Annotated in this window: 17 protein-coding genes; 13 read left to right on the top strand and 4 right to left on the bottom strand. The window is 54.9% G+C overall.

Going from position 1 to position 14993, the window contains the following annotated elements; genetic code table 11:
- Positions 1-14: 14 nt before the first annotated feature.
- The gene (locus ACUY4S_RS21215) at positions 15-893 is read right to left on the bottom strand and encodes a diguanylate cyclase regulator RdcB family protein (RefSeq protein WP_312690283.1); all 879 of its coding nucleotides are present in this window, start codon (positions 891-893) and stop codon (positions 15-17) included.
- Positions 890-3244 (bottom strand): clamp-binding protein CrfC, encoded by a 2355-nt coding sequence (gene crfC / locus ACUY4S_RS21220; protein WP_312690284.1) that lies wholly within the window; start codon positions 3242-3244, stop codon positions 890-892. The genes ACUY4S_RS21215 and crfC overlap by 4 nt, the downstream gene beginning before the upstream one ends.
- 609 nt (positions 3245-3853) lie before the next feature.
- On the opposite strand from crfC, the gene ACUY4S_RS21225 reads away from it, so the two are divergent.
- The 13 genes from ACUY4S_RS21225 (at position 3854) to ACUY4S_RS21285 (ending at position 13025) form a co-directional block, all read left to right on the top strand.
- Entirely contained in the window at positions 3854-4189 is a 336-nt protein-coding gene (locus ACUY4S_RS21225) for a zinc ribbon domain-containing protein YjdM (protein WP_312690286.1), read from the top strand.
- Between the two features lie 90 nt (positions 4190-4279).
- Entirely contained in the window at positions 4280-4705 is a 426-nt protein-coding gene (yjdN, locus tag ACUY4S_RS21230) for a VOC family metalloprotein YjdN (protein WP_312690288.1), read from the top strand.
- A gap of 155 nt (positions 4706-4860) precedes the next feature.
- Positions 4861-5586, top strand: coding sequence for a phosphonate metabolism transcriptional regulator PhnF (phnF, locus tag ACUY4S_RS21235; protein ID WP_312690508.1), 726 nt, complete (start codon positions 4861-4863; stop codon positions 5584-5586).
- The gene (phnG, locus tag ACUY4S_RS21240) at positions 5587-6039 is read left to right on the top strand and encodes a phosphonate C-P lyase system protein PhnG (RefSeq protein ID WP_312690290.1); all 453 of its coding nucleotides are present in this window, start codon (positions 5587-5589) and stop codon (positions 6037-6039) included.
- Complete coding sequence (gene phnH / locus ACUY4S_RS21245; RefSeq protein ID WP_312690292.1) at positions 6036-6620, top strand: phosphonate C-P lyase system protein PhnH; 585 nt, start codon at positions 6036-6038, stop codon at positions 6618-6620. The genes phnG and phnH overlap by 4 nt, the downstream gene beginning before the upstream one ends.
- The gene (locus ACUY4S_RS21250) at positions 6620-7687 is read left to right on the top strand and encodes a carbon-phosphorus lyase complex subunit (RefSeq protein ID WP_458022829.1); all 1068 of its coding nucleotides are present in this window, start codon (positions 6620-6622) and stop codon (positions 7685-7687) included. Before phnH ends, ACUY4S_RS21250 begins: the two co-directional genes overlap by 1 nt.
- A complete protein-coding gene (locus tag ACUY4S_RS21255; protein ID WP_458022828.1) occupies positions 7680-8528 on the top strand; it encodes an alpha-D-ribose 1-methylphosphonate 5-phosphate C-P-lyase PhnJ in 849 nt (282 codons plus the stop codon). Before ACUY4S_RS21250 ends, ACUY4S_RS21255 begins: the two co-directional genes overlap by 8 nt.
- Positions 8525-9283 carry a phosphonate C-P lyase system protein PhnK gene (phnK, locus tag ACUY4S_RS21260; RefSeq protein ID WP_458022827.1) on the top strand — a complete coding sequence of 253 codons (759 nt, stop codon included), beginning with the start codon at positions 8525-8527 and terminating at the stop codon, positions 9281-9283. The genes ACUY4S_RS21255 and phnK overlap by 4 nt, the downstream gene beginning before the upstream one ends.
- A 10-nt stretch (positions 9284-9293) precedes the next feature.
- A complete protein-coding gene (phnL, locus tag ACUY4S_RS21265; protein WP_458022826.1) occupies positions 9294-9980 on the top strand; it encodes a phosphonate C-P lyase system protein PhnL in 687 nt (228 codons plus the stop codon).
- Positions 9977-11113, top strand: coding sequence for an alpha-D-ribose 1-methylphosphonate 5-triphosphate diphosphatase (phnM, locus tag ACUY4S_RS21270; RefSeq protein WP_458022825.1), 1137 nt, complete (start codon positions 9977-9979; stop codon positions 11111-11113). The genes phnL and phnM overlap by 4 nt, the downstream gene beginning before the upstream one ends.
- The gene (gene phnN, locus ACUY4S_RS21275) at positions 11110-11661 is read left to right on the top strand and encodes a ribose 1,5-bisphosphokinase (protein WP_312690510.1); all 552 of its coding nucleotides are present in this window, start codon (positions 11110-11112) and stop codon (positions 11659-11661) included. The genes phnM and phnN overlap by 4 nt, the downstream gene beginning before the upstream one ends.
- 59 nt (positions 11662-11720) lie before the next feature.
- Positions 11721-12479 (top strand): phosphonate metabolism protein PhnP, encoded by a 759-nt coding sequence (phnP, locus tag ACUY4S_RS21280; RefSeq protein ID WP_312690304.1) that lies wholly within the window; start codon positions 11721-11723, stop codon positions 12477-12479.
- Between the two features lie 204 nt (positions 12480-12683).
- Complete coding sequence (locus ACUY4S_RS21285) at positions 12684-13025, top strand: low molecular weight protein tyrosine phosphatase family protein (protein WP_312690306.1); 342 nt, start codon at positions 12684-12686, stop codon at positions 13023-13025.
- A 4-nt stretch (positions 13026-13029) separates the two neighbouring features.
- Here ACUY4S_RS21285 and yjdP read toward each other — a convergent pair whose 3' ends face one another.
- A complete protein-coding gene (gene yjdP, locus ACUY4S_RS21290; protein WP_312690308.1) occupies positions 13030-13350 on the bottom strand; it encodes a DDRRRQL repeat protein YjdP in 321 nt (106 codons plus the stop codon).
- 84 nt (positions 13351-13434) lie between these two features.
- Complete coding sequence (locus ACUY4S_RS21295) at positions 13435-14898, bottom strand: bifunctional metallophosphatase/5'-nucleotidase (protein WP_458022824.1); 1464 nt, start codon at positions 14896-14898, stop codon at positions 13435-13437.
- Between the last annotated feature and the right edge of the window lie 95 nt (positions 14899-14993).

The following is a 14993-nucleotide window of genomic DNA, read 5'->3' on the forward strand; positions in this document are numbered from 1 at the left end:
GCAGGGCATACCGCTTAGTCGCCGAAAATCTCTTCTACCATGGCAGTGGCTATACGCGTTGCTGAACAGAGCCGCGGCATGCCAAGCGCCACCGTTTGCCAGCTCTGCGTGACCGACCAGCAAATGGGGTGCTGCTCAACGTCACACCAGTCACCCAGCCAGCCAAGGAGATCTTTGTAGTCCATCAGCCCTGGCGTAGAAGGCGTCGCCAGCCATTGATGATAGAAGTGGCGCGTGGTGGGCGCAGCGTTGATCTCCTGCGCCAGAAAATCCGCCGCCATGACACGCACATTATCTTTCAGCATTTTTGCCACGTCGGCATTCGCCAGCCGGCAGGCATCGCCAAAAGCCCCCCAGCGCAACTCCTCCAGAGCGACATAGCAGCGTCCGGCCATCGACCAGCCGTTATAATTCCCGGCGCGCCACTGGGTAAAGACGTGCTCGCTATGGTTCCCTGCCTGCACTGCCAGCCCGCGCTGCGTCAATGCTTTCTCTTTCCACGCGGTACGCTGGCTAAAATGCTCTACCAGTTCATCATACTGTTGATGTAAACCCGGCGTCGTATTGGCAGGGCGGCGTTCAGCCTGTTGCATTGCCGTCAGGCGCTGGGTAATACGGCTTAATGCCAGGTGGCCAGGATCAAGCATGCTGGCGAGTTTCTCGGCCAGGCCAAGCCGCAACGCATCATTCTCGTTTAGCACGCCCGACATCGCCCACGGGCGCAGTTGCGTTTGTGCCATGACTTCCTGCGTCAGACGTTCACGAAATAGCTGCTGTTGCGGCACAATAGCGCTCTGGCGCGAGGCATCGCCGCCCTGCACCAAATCCACGATAAATTTCGGATGAATACATTCCAGTACTCGTCCCGGCCCATCCAGTAGTCGATTTTTCATGGTTGATCTGCTGCGAATAGAGTTTGTATGTCATCGCGTAACAGACGTGCGTCCTCATGGATCCAATTCGCCGTCTTGATGCAGTGTTGCAAATGTTGCTGCAACGCTAGCACTGACGACTCGTTTTGCTGCCGTATCGTCAGGCTGTCACGCAAACTTTCCTGCAGTCCCGCCAGACTTAACGAGAACTCGGCGAAAAATGTTGCCATCCCTGCCGTAACAGAAACATCGACCTGCGCGGCTAAAGCTTTACGGATTTGTGCGCAAAAATGGGCAATATGATCAATCAATTTGGCGTGTAACGTTGCGATATCGATAACATAACGGGTACGGGTTACCACATAATCTTCCCAACCCCAGCTGGGATTATTTAGCCAGCGCGAGACCGTTTCCCGCACGCTGTTGCCACGCATCGCCTGCCCGGCAGGCACATCTTCCGATGCGATTGCATTGCTGAACAACGCGCGAGTATTAAAATTCAGCGTACTGGGCTGAAAAGCCGGAAAACTGATACGCGCCCGGAAGCCGGCATGACTCAGTTCTTCTTTTATGCGCATCTCGATAGGACGCATGGCGTCGTTCAGCGAGCGGCCCAGCGTATTTTCCAGTTCGTCAAAACGCAGTGCCAGCTCGCGGCTGATACGATCCTGGGCCGCCAGTAAAATTGTCTCGCATGCCGAGCGGATTTTGCTGAGCACGCTTTGCGCCTGACCTTCATCTTCCAGTATCAGTTGATGAGGGTTCAGCGCATCATCCAGCCGCAAGTCCGCTTTACTTTCGCGAGCGATACGCGCCAGTTTTCCATCGTGGAACCAGCCATCAATGGCCTCAACAATTTCAAACTGCTGACCATGAATAAAGGTTTCCGCCGCCGCCAGCGCCCCTTCAACCTCATGCTGGATTTCATCACTGACGCCTTCCTGGCAAGTGTGAAGCAGCGCCATATCCTCTTCCAGCCGCGTAATATTGTGTTCCAGTTGCTCATAGGCAACGGTCAGTCCCTGATAACGGAAATCGAGGTATTCACGAGCGCTTTGGGTGTAATTCAGTAATTTGTGCGAAGCCGAACGCAGCGCATAGAGTGACGCGTTGGCATAGGCGGCATGCAGCAGTTTGCGGATCGGCTGTTCAAACAGAGAGTCCTGCCACAGCAATTCAGCTGCATGGTGAATGTGCTCTATATCGTCTAAGTCGGCAGTACGCCAGCGACGCCCCAGCGCCGCCTCGGCAAAGTCCTGCACCCAGCGCTGATCCTGGGGATCCGGTAACCGCCCCTGGTGTTTGATCTCGTTGCGAGCCCGGTTCGCCAGATAGCCCCACATGGAAGAAACAGGAAATATCTGCGAAGGATTGATATGGCCTTTCATCAGCGTGCCGGAAATCAGCGCCCGAACCTGATCTTCATCGTCGCTGTTACGATCTTTTTGATCGAACTTATTGACCAGCGCATACAGCGGAACCGAACGACCCACTGCAGAAACCGCGCGACGCACTTCTTCATCGGATATCGATTTAAGCTGCGTATAGTCCATGACCGCCAGTACCGCAGAGGCCCGCGCTAGCTGTTCATTAAGCATTTTCTGCAGATGGGGCTGACCGGCTTCGTTTGGGCCGGGGGTGTCCAGCAGCGTCAACTGGCCCAGCTCTTTCTCCAGCCCCGCCAGATGGACAAATTCCACTTCAATGACCGGAATATGCTCAATAGCGGCATACGCCGAAAAGGGGAAATCCACATCCAGCGCTTTCGACAGGCGAACTAAATCATTCAGGCTCTTCAGGCAGTGAAAGATCGGCTCAGCACCCAGATAGTGTTTATCGAACGCATTACCCTGAGCGATACGGTCCAGCAAACCGGCCATGTCTTTATCGATTTCGATTTTTTGCGCCAGTTTGTCACGATCGTAATTAAATAGGCGGGTTTGTAATTGCTGTGACAGCGCGTCAATCGGCCCGACATGCGAAAAATGAAGAATAGGCTCTTTCTGGCCCGGAGTATGCCGAATAAGTGTCGGCAGCGCCGTCATTGGCCGATTACGATTAGGCAAAACCTCAGTACCCACTATCGCATTGATGGTGGTTGATTTGCCTGCCTTCATGGTGCCGACAATAGCCAGCACCATTTCCAGGCGAGTTATTTTGCGGAATTCGTTATGCAGTGTGGCCTGCTGAGCCTCAACGCCACGAGCGCTGAAATGTAAAGGAAGCACATTGGCGTTATCCGCCATGCCGGGAATCGCCGCCTCATCAAGCGTCGCCACCGGCATTTTTTTCAGGGCCTGGAGATTATGCAAAGAAAGTTGTAACAATCTCTCTGCTTCCTGGCTTAACTCAAAAATTGTTTGTGTGTGCATGTCAAAAGTCTTTCCTTAACGCAAATTTTCTTACTTTTATTTAGCCGCGATCTTTTATTAGTGAAGTTTCGGCTTTTATAATTACGTGTGGAAAATATCTTCAAAAAGATAAATACCTGATGGGACTCAGGAAAGTATATTTTTTCTCTCAAAAAGTGACAGCAATACGCCCCCGGTCATAAAAAACCGGAGAGTTAGAGCGTAGCTCATTTTCAAGAACAACCTGGATATATCGTCATTTATTTACCCACCCAATTTGAGAGGTAATTATCTGCCAATGGCGGCAGACACAGCAGGTATGACAGTTTGTGGCGAATTACACCGGATACTAACTGCCACAATATATGAATTAGTAAATGGTGGCAATTTCCACCCTAAAATATTCTAAATGTTCGCATCAGTTTTTCCTTAGTGGCTTATCCGGGATTAGCATCGCTTAAGCGAATGACAGGTTATGTCAGCCACATCACCTTTTTATCTTTTATGTGAAAAAATAATAACAACGTCAACTATACGGTTTTGCTGTATAATTGCGGCCTTTTCAGGCAATACGCCTTTTTTGCACCCGCTAAGTGCGTGTGCTGTATGTATATTTTGAGGAAAAACCCTATGCAACTGCCCCACTGCCCACAATGTGACTCCGAATACACTTACGAGGATAACGGCCTGTTCATTTGCCCGGAATGCGCGCACGAGTGGAGCGACGCAGCCCCCAGCTCCGATGTCGACGAATTAATCGTCAAGGATGCTAACGGCAATCTGTTAGCCGATGGCGACAGCGTAACTGTTATTAAGGACTTGAAAGTAAAAGGCAGTTCTTCAATGTTAAAAATTGGTACCAAAGTGAAGAATATTCGTCTGGTAGAAGGCGATCATAATATCGATTGTAAAATCGACGGTTTTGGGCCAATGAAACTGAAATCAGAATTCGTTAAAAAGAACTAATGAATGACGGGGAGTTTTTGCTCCCCGCCTGGTTTACCTTTACCGGCACCTCTACACTTATCCGCAGACTCGTTACCCGAGGTACTGATTATGCCCCTCAGTCCCTACATCTCTTTTTCTGGTCAATGTCATCAGGCCATACAGTTCTATCAAAACGCGTTAAATGCTGAATTAACTTATAAAATAACTTTCGGCGAAATGCCTGAACCCGACGCCGATGAAGGCTGTGCCGCTGGCCAAACATTTAACGATAGCGATATTGCTCACGCCAACCTGCGTATAGCAGGCAGCGAGATCATGATGAGCGATGGTAAACAGAACGATGCCGCCTGCAATGGCTTTACATTGAGCCTCGCCACCCAGGATCTGGCACAAGGTAAAGCCTGGTTCGATGCCCTTGCCGACAGCGGGCACGTCACCCTGCCCTGGCAGGAGACATTCTGGGCGGAGGGTTTTGGTATGGTGACCGACAAATTCGGCATCCCATGGATGGTAAACGTCGCCAAACCCCAGTAACGTCTCATCCTGCCTGAACGGTAGCCACCCGCGTCTGCCGTTTTTTTCTTACGCTTGCAAGATTCATCCCCGCGCAATCCACGCATAACCCAAATGCAACATTTCCCCCTCAGCATAAGGGCACACTTTCTGTGGCCTGCGGGGCTTTGATGACCATGCACTTATCCAGACATCCGACCAGTTACCCAACACGCTACCAGGAGATCGCCGCCAGGCTTGAGCAAGAACTGCGCAGCCACTATCGCTGCGGCGACTGGCTTCCCGCTGAGCAGCAACTGGCCGCACGCTTTGAGGTTAACCGCCACACCTTACGCCGCGCCATTGATCAACTGGTGGAAAAAGGCTGGGTCCAGCGCCGTCAGGGCGTGGGCGTTATGGTGCTTACGCGCCCGTTCGATTACCCGCTCAATGCACAGGCGCGTTTCAGCCAGAACTTACTCGATCAGGGAAGCCATCCCACCAGCGAACGTCTGCTGGCAGTGTTGCGCCCGGCCTCCAGTCACGTCGCCGACGCGCTGGGAGTGCAGGAGGGCGATAACGTTATTCATTTGCGCACCCGCCGCCGGGTCAATGGCATCGCCCTGTGTCTGATTGACCACTACTTCTCCGACATGGCGCTGTGGCCGCTGCTGCAACAGTTCGACAGCGGCTCGCTGCACGACTTTCTGCGCGAGCACGCCGCCATTGACCTGAAACGCACCCAGACGCGCATTAGCGCACGACGCGCACAGGCGAAAGAGAGCCGCTGGCTGGAGATCCCGAATATGGCGCCGCTGCTTTGCGTGCGGACGCTTAATCATCGTGAAGGCGAGATCAATGCCACGGAATACTCCGTAAGCCTGACGCGTGCCGACATGATCGAATTCACCATGGAGCACTGAATGCATTTTGATACCTCCACTCGCCAGCGCTGGATGGCGGCGCTCGCCCAGTCCACTCCGGAGATGCTGCGGGCACGAATGCGCACGCTCGGGCTGGCTCCGGACTATGAGTTTGTTCGCGCGCCGCAAACCGGGCTGGTGCAGATCCAGGCACGTATGGGCGCGACCGGCGATCGTTTTTTCCCTGGCGATGCCACATTAACCCGCGCTGTCGTCCAACTCGGTAGCGGTCAGCTCGGCTTCAGTTGGGTGCTTGGCCGCGATAAAGGTCATGCCGAACGCTGCGCGGTGTGCGATGCATTGCTACAGGAACCCGAGCATTACCCAACCCTGATGGAAACCCTTATTGTCCCGCTGGAAGCGGACCGTGCCGCGCGCCTTCAGGCACGCCAGGCCGAAGTCAACGCCAGCCGGGTCGACTTTTTTACCCTGGTTCGCGGAGATAACGCATGACCTTACAACCCGCATTCGCATCCGCTGTTCATGATGCTCAACACTGTTTTCGCCGTCTGCTAAAAGCCATGAGCGAGCCTGGCGTTATCGTCTCGCTGCCGCAATTGAAACATGGCTGGCCGCCGCTGGGTGCGGCTTCCACCAGCGTACTGCTGACGCTGGTGGATAACGACACGCCAATCTGGATCTCCGGCGCGCTGAGTCATGATTTGGTGCGCCAGAATCTGCGCTTTCATACCAACGCGCCCCTGGTGGATCAACCGCAGCAGTCGCTCTTTGCCGTCGCCGATCACACCCTGAGCGCCGGGCAACTAAGCGCACTGCCGACCGGCACCGCCTTCAGCCCCGAAACCAGCGCCACGCTAATTTTGCAACTTCAGGGATTAAGCGGCGGGCGCATGCTGCGCCTGACTGGCCCGGGCATTCTTGAGGAGCGCATGATTGCGCCGCAACTGCCGGAATGCATTACCGATGAGTTTACCGACCGCCCGCATTCGTTCCCGACCGGTATTGATGTGATCCTGACCTGCGGCGACCGGGCGCTGGCCATCCCCAGAACCACACTTGTGGAGGTGTGCTGATGTACGTTGCTGTCAAGGGGGGCGAAAAGGCGATAGCTGCCGCCCACGCTCTGCAGGAACATAAACGCCGTGGCGACAGTGAACTGCCCGAACTTAGCGTCGGGCAAGTCGCCGGACAGTTGCATCTGGCAGTCGATCGGGTGATGACCGAAGGTGGCATCGCCGATCGTGAGCTAGCCGCACTGGCGCTAAAACAGGCCAGCGGCGATAACGTCGAAGCCATCTTTCTGCTGCGCGCTTACCGCACGACGTTACCGCGTCTGGCTGTGAGTGAACCCGTCGACAGCGCCAACATGCGTTTAGAACGCCGTATTTCCGCCGTTTATAAAGATATTCCCGGCGGCCAGTTACTTGGCCCTACCTATGATTACACCCACCGGTTGCTGGACTTTGCCCTGCTCGCCGAAGGTGAAACGCCGCCGCTGAAGAAAGCCGCACCATGCCCGCAAGAGAGCACACCACATGTGTTTAGCCTGCTGGTCAATGAAGGGCTGGCGAAAGCGGAGCACGACAGCGGTGCCACACCGGATGACGTAACCCGTCAACCGCCAGTGTATCCCTGCTCACGCGCCTCGCGGTTACAACAACTGGCGCGTGGCGATGAAGGGTACCTGCTGGCGCTGGCCTACTCCACGCAACGCGGCTACGGGCGCAACCACCCTTTTGCAGGGGAGATCCGCAGTGGCTATGTCGATGTCCATATCGTGCCGGAAGAACTGGGTTTTGCAGTCAACATCGGCGAATTGCTGATAACCGAGTGCGAAATGGTCAACGGTTTCGTCGCACCTGAGGATGAAAAGCCGCATTTTACCCGTGGCTACGGGTTTGTCTTCGGCATGACCGAGCGTAAAGCGATGGCAATGGCGCTGGTTGACCGCGCCCTGCAAACCGCCGAATACAGCGAACCGGTGCGCAGCCCGGCACAGGACGAAGAGTTCGTGCTGGCACATGCCGATAATGTCGAAGCGGCCGGTTTTGTCTCACACCTCAAACTTCCCCATTACGTTGATTTCCAGGCTGAACTGGACTTACTGCGCCAACTGCAACAGGAGAAGCACCGTGGCTAACGCGCTGACTGGCTATAACTTCGCCTTCCTTGATGAGCAGACCAAACGCATGATCCGCCGTGCGCTGCTGAAAGCGGTGGCGATACCCGGTTATCAGGTGCCGTTCGGCGGGCGGGAAATGCCCATGCCCTATGGCTGGGGCACGGGCGGTATTCAGCTCACAGCCAGCGTGATCGGTGAAGACGACGTGTTGAAGGTGATCGATCAGGGCGCGGATGACACCACCAACGCGGTTTCCATTCGCCAGTTCTTCAGTCGCGTAACGGGGGTGGAAACCACCGAACGCACCACCGACGCCACGCTGATCCAGACCCGACACCGCATTCCGGAAACGCCGTTGGTCAATGATCAAATCCTCATTTATCAGGTACCTATCCCGGAGCCGCTGCGCTTTATCGAGCCTCGAGAAACCGAAACCCGCACCATGCACGCACTGGAAGAGTACGGTGTTATGCAGGTGAAGCTGTATGAAGATATCGCCCGCTTTGGCAACTTCACCACCCGCTACGCCTGGCCCGTTAAAGTGAACGACCGCTACGTCATGGATCCGTCCCCCATTCCGGCATTTGATAACCCCAAAATGCATATGATGCCTGCCCTGCAGCTGTTTGGTGCCGGGCGCGAAAAACGCATTTATGCCGTGCCACCTTATACCCCCGTCGTCAGTCTCGACTTTGAGGATCACCCCTTTGCGCCGCAAAAATGGGATCAGCCCTGCGCTATTTGCGGATCGATCCACAGCTATCTGGACGAAGTGGTGCTGGATGATACCGGAAAACGGATGTTCGTCTGCTCGGATACTGACTACTGCCGCCAACAGAGCGAGGCTTTACGTAAATGATCCAACCGCTGCTTTCGGTGCACCAACTTTCACATCTGTACGCCCCGGGTAAAGGTTTTACTGATGTGTCGTTTGATTTATGGCCAGGCGAAGTACTGGGCATTGTCGGCGAGTCCGGTTCCGGTAAAACCACGCTGCTGAATGCTCTCTCAGCCCGCCTGCCGCCCCAGCAGGGTAATGTTATCTATCAGGGCCGCTCACTCTATGCGATGAGTGAGGCCGAGCGCCGTCGCCTGTTGCGTACCGAGTGGGGCGTCGTCCATCAGCACCCACTCGATGGTCTGCGTCGGCAGGTTTCCGCTGGTGGCAATATTGGCGAGCGCCTTATGGCGAAAGGGGCCCGGCATTACGGCGCGATCCGCGCCACGGCGGAGCAGTGGCTGAGCGATGTCGAGATCCCCCCCTCCCGTATAGATGATTTGCCCACCACTTTTTCCGGCGGCATGCAGCAGCGCCTGCAGATCGCCCGCAACCTCGTCACCCAGCCCAAACTGGTGTTCATGGATGAACCGACTGGCGGGCTGGATGTGTCCGTACAGGCGCGACTGCTGGATCTGCTGCGCAGTCTGGTGGTGGAAATGAACCTTGCGGTGGTAATGGTCACCCATGATCTCGGCGTGGCGCGCCTGCTGGCAAACCGCCTGCTGGTGATGAAACAGGGTCAGGTGGTGGAAAGTGGGTTAACCGACCGCGTGCTCGACGATCCTCATCATCCTTATACCCAATTGCTGGTCTCCTCGGTCTTACAAAATTAAGGAGCGTCCGATGACTGTTTTGCGTGTGGAAAATGTCAGCAAGACCTTTGTCCTGCACCATCAACACGGCGTACGTTTGCCGGTACTGCGTGAAACTTCGCTGAGTGTAGAAGCAGGAGAATGCGTGGTGCTGCATGGTCACTCCGGCAGCGGCAAGTCGACGCTGTTGCGCTCGCTGTATGCCAACTATTTACCCGACGCCGGGCATATTCATGTCCGGCATGGCGAGGAATGGGTCGACCTGGTACACGCGCCGGCGCGCAAAGTGCAGGAAGTGCGCCGCCACACCATTGGCTGGGTCAGCCAATTTTTACGGGTCATTCCCCGGGTCAGCGCACTGGATGTGGTGATGCAGCCACTGCTTGAACAGGGCGTGCCTCGTGAGGTCTGTGCTCAGAAAGCCGGGCAGCTACTCACCCGATTGAATGTACCAGAACGTTTATGGCATCTCGCCCCGGCAACGTTTTCCGGCGGAGAGCAGCAGCGCGTCAATATCGCCCGTGGTTTCATTGTCGACTACCCCATTTTACTGCTTGATGAGCCTACTGCCTCGCTGGACGAAAAAAACAGCGCCGCTGTGGTGGAACTGATCGCACAGGCGAAAGCGCGCGGGGCGGCAATTGTGGGCATTTTTCACGATGGCACGGTGCGGGAACGCGTTGCTGACCGTCTGTATCCGATGGGAACTCACGCATGATCATCAACAACGTACAACTTATCCTGGAAGACGAGGTCGTGAAGGGATCGCTGGAAGTCCGCGAGGGTGTGATCCGCGCGTTCGCCGAAACGCAGAGCCGCCAGCCGGGCGCGCACGATGGCGACGGCGGCTGGTTGCTGCCAGGGCTAATAGAGCTGCATACCGATAATCTGGATAAGTTCTTCACTCCGCGTCCAAAAGTGGACTGGCCCGCGCACTCGGCGATGAGCAGCCATGATGCGCTGATGGTCGCCAGTGGGATCACTACCGTGCTGGACGCGGTGGCCATTGGCGATGTACGCGACGGCGGCGATCGGCTGGAGAGTCTGGAAAAGATGATCAACGCGGTAGAAGAGACGCAAAAACGCGGCCTGAACCGCGCGGAACACCGCCTGCATTTGCGCTGCGAACTCCCCCATCACACCACACTGCCGCTGTTTGAAAAGCTGGTCGACCGTGAACCGGTCACGCTGGTATCGCTGATGGATCACTCACCAGGCCAGCGTCAGTACGCCAGTTACGCGAAGTACCGTGAATATTATCAAGGCAAATATCACCTGACGGATGCGCAGATGGACCTCTTTGAGCAAGAGCAGCTGGCGTTGGCAGCACAGTGGTCGCAGCCCAACCGCATGGCCATTGCTGCCCATTGTCGTGAACGCAATCTGCCGCTGGCGAGCCATGATGATGCCACCCGCGAACACGTTGTGGAATCACATCAGCTAGGCACACTTATCGCCGAGTTCCCGACCACCTTTGCGGCGGCGGAGGCGTCCCGTGAGCATGGAATGCGTATTCTGATGGGCGCGCCAAACATCGTGCGCGGTGGCTCTCATTCCGGCAACGTGGCGGCGCATAAGCTGGCGGAGCTTGGCCTGCTGGATGTGCTGTCGTCCGATTACTACCCTGCCAGCCTGCTGGATGCAGCGTTTCGCATTGCTGCTGACGAGGAGAACAGTTTCACGTTGCCGCAGGCGATCCGTCTGGTGACGAAAAACCCGGCGCAGGCGTTGAGCCTCCACGATCGCGGTGTGATTGGCGAAGGGAAACGGGCTGACCTGGTACTCGCGCATCACAAAGGCGATCATGTGCATATCGACCATGTCTGGCGCCAGGGAATAAGGGTGTTCTGATGAGCAGATTGATCTGGCTGATGGGGCCGTCCGGCGCGGGAAAGGATTCACTGCTGGCGGCGCTACGCAGTCGTGAACACCCGCAATTGCTGGTCGCGCACCGTTATATTACGCGCCCGGCCAGCGCAGGCAGTGAAAACCATATCGCGCTGAGCGAAAAAGAGTTTTTTACGCGCGCCGAGCAGCATCTGTTTACCCTTAGCTGGCATGCCAATGGCTTTTACTATGGCATTGGCGCAGAGATCGATCTCTGGCTGCAAACGGGTTTTGATGTGGTGGTCAATGGCTCGCGCGGGCATCTGCCACAGGCGCTGGCACAGTACGGAGATCGGTTAATGCCGGTGAACGTGCAAGTGTCGCCGGACATTTTGCGACAGCGGCTGCAGCAGCGCGGTCGGGAAAATGCAACGGAAATCGCCGCCCGCCTGGAGCGCGCCGCGCGTTATCATCCTTCAGGCTGCCTGACGCTTAACAATGATGGAAGTTTGCTACAGTCAGTCGAAGGACTGATTACGATGATACGCGCGCAACAAGGGAAAAGTGCGTAATGACACCGACGCAGTGACGCTGCGTTGATGACGTTTTCTCAACCGTTGTAAGAGGTCGTATGAGCTTAACCATCACCCTTACCGGCACTGGCGGCGCACAGCTGGTGCCGGTGTTTGGTTGCGACTGCGCCGCCTGCCACCGTGCGCGCCAGAACGTCGCACATCGCCGTAAGCCCTGCAGCGCCGCCGTGCAGTTCAATGACGCGATCACTTTGCTTGATGCGGGGATCCCCGACCTGATGGATAACTTTCCTGCGGGTCACTTTCAGCAATTCCTGCTGACCCACTACCATATGGACCATGTTCAGGGCTTATTCCCACTGCGCTGGGGTGTGGGCGATAAAATCCCGGTGTATGGCCCACCGGACGAACAGGGTTGCGACGATCTGTTCAGGCACCCTGGTTTGCTGGATTTCAGCCACACCGTCGAACCTTTTGTGGTCTTTGATCTGCAAGGCTTGCAGGTGACCCCCCTGCCGTTAAACCACTCAAAACTCACGTTTGGCTATTTGCTGGAATCCGCGCACAGCAGGGTCGCATGGTTAACCGACACGGCGGGCTTGCCGAATAAGACATTGACGTTCCTGCTCAATAATCGTCCGCAGGTGGTTATCATAGATTGTAGTTATGAACCACGCCCGGAAACGCCGAAAAATCACAGCGATTTAACCACCGTTCTGGCGCTGAATGCGGTTATTGGCTGCCCGCGTGTGATCCTAACGCATATCAGTCATGTCTTTGATCAATGGATGATGCAAAACCCGCTGCCGACGGGGGTTGAAGCAGGTTATGATGGCATGCGGATTGTGCTGGATTAGACCGCACAATATGGATATATTCATTCCGGTTATTTCCCGCAGGAACCGGGACAAGAAGACGCAGCCTGTAAAGAGGTAGTTTGAGGGATAAAGCGTACAGACTCGCACTAAAAATTGTTGCGCATAACGCAACGGGGTCTTTAATACCCGCGTGTGATCAGGCAGTTATTTGCACTACGCGGCATAAATGAGTATCGACTTGCCATGAATGTGCTTTTTATTTGTAGCCGAAACCAGTGGCGCAGCCCAACGGCTGAGCAGGTTTTTCGTCGCTATCCAGGGCTGAATGCCCGCTCCGCTGGCACACAACGCCAGGCAAGAAAAACCGTCTCGCCCGCTATTCTCTCCTGGGCTGACGTAATTTGTGTGATGGAAGAACATCACAAAAGCCGGATTATGGCCGACTTTGGCCGCCTGATGCAGCATAAGCCGGTACACGTGCTGGATATTCCCGACGAATACCACTTTATGGATCCGCAACTGGTTGCGATTCTGGAAGATGTCGTTCCGGCACGTTTGGGTTTGCGCGTTCGCGTTCCGGCATAAGCGGTTAGCGATCGTCATCGTCTTCCAGTCTGCGCTGTTCATCATCAAGCTGGCGTCGCTCCTGATCGAGCTGGCGCTGACGATCGTCAAGCTGCTGGCGGCGGTCTTCCAGCTGCCTGCGACGTTCCTCATACCGCCGCTCGCGATTGTCGCGACGCAGACTATCTTCCCGATAACTGTCGTCACGGTTGCTGTTATCGGTATTGTAAGCATCGCCAATCGCCCGCTGAATATTGCCAATGGCATCATCAATCATATCGGCATGGGCCAACTGAGCGCTGAGAGAGAGTGCGCCGAATAACAGCGCTGTCGCGTAACGTTTCATAAAACCCGTCTCAAAAGGGGACTGGCGCTACGGTAATTCACCACTCAGCGGGCGAGTAGCGGAGGATTCTCAAATCCCTGACGGCTAACGCGCCACGTGAATGCGCGCCGCCGGCGGCTGTAGCGCGGTGTGACGGTTCACGTAATCGGCCAGCAGCGAGGCCATCGTCACCTCGTAACGATCGCGGACTGGCACCTGCCGGATACCGTAGTCGCTCACCTGCTCATTGCAGGCGACCCGGTAGATTTTGCTGCTCTCCAGCGGTGCGCCATTCACCTGAATCTGCGTCATTCTGTCGCCAACTGGTCGACTGAAATCCACCGTAAACGTCATACCGCTAACGTGTGCATACGCGCCAGAAATCACCTGCCGATCAGTGTAATTATGCTCGATAAAATCTTTGATCTGCTGCCCGCTCATGTCACGCGTTACGAGCGGAAGGGTGAATGGCAGTGCATTGCGTAACTGCCCTAACGAAACTGGGCCGGCCTGAATGCTGTCTCGCAAGAAAGCCCCGACGGTAAAAGCAATGTCAGCGCGGGCATGTTCCCGCTGCGCATCGGCCAGCAACATACCAAGATTAGTTTGCCCTGAACGGACATGTTCACGCTGCCCGTCCAGCGTAAAAGGCAATGTCATGACGACCTCGCTCAGCGTTGCCGCACTTTTCGCCCGCTGCTGCTGAATAAATGCCTCTACATGGCTCTCTGTAGTCACTGCGGCCAGTGCTGTCCTATCCAGCAGTCGTTCGCGCCAGGCCACTATTTTTTTATCTTTCAGGGTAAGGGTTAGCTCGCCAAGAAAGCGGCCATACTGCCCGACATTCACCATTATGGTGTTACCGATTCGCGTGCCGTCGGGCACTTCAATGTGATCGTGGCCATCAACAAGCACATCAATGCCCGGTACCGCGGCCAGCAATTTGCCGATATTGACATCAGGATCAACCTTGCCCAAATGCGCCATCACAATAATCACATCCACTTTATTTTTGATAAGGGCAACGGTGGTCTTAATTGCCGCTATTGGATCGCTCACCTCGAATCCGGTTAATTTATTGTCTGTTGTCGCCACCATTGCATTGAGGGGAGTAACGCCAATAATTCCTACATTCACTCCGGAAATATTCTTAATGACAAAAGGGTTAAATATTTGTTGACCTTGATAATAAACATTTGCCGAGACAAAAGGAAAATTCGCTTTTTTATCTAATGTCCGCAACACTTCACCGCCGAAGATAAAATCCGCATTACCTGGTGTAAATGCATCATAGCGCATGTAATTCATGGCGGTAATATTTGCAACGCCCAGGGATAAATCTGTCATCGCGATTCCGCTGACCGCATCGCCGACATCCAGCAACAGTACAGGGTGATTATTTTTTCTCATCGCCTCTGCATAAGCGCTGATTTTTCCATAGCCTATTCCCTCTTCACTCATGCCCCGCCCGTGCGTATCGCCCGTATGCAGAAGCGTGAGTGTTGTCTCGCGGGCAAAGTTGGAGAATGAAGTCAAAATAAGCATTCCGCAGTACAACCACTTTTTCATAGTGAATTCCCTTTATATTCCCGTTTAATAATTCTCTTCTAAATATATTTATTCATGATGAATAAATACAAAAAAAACCTGAAATCCAAATCTCT

The organism is Kosakonia beeri (assembly GCF_054165705.1).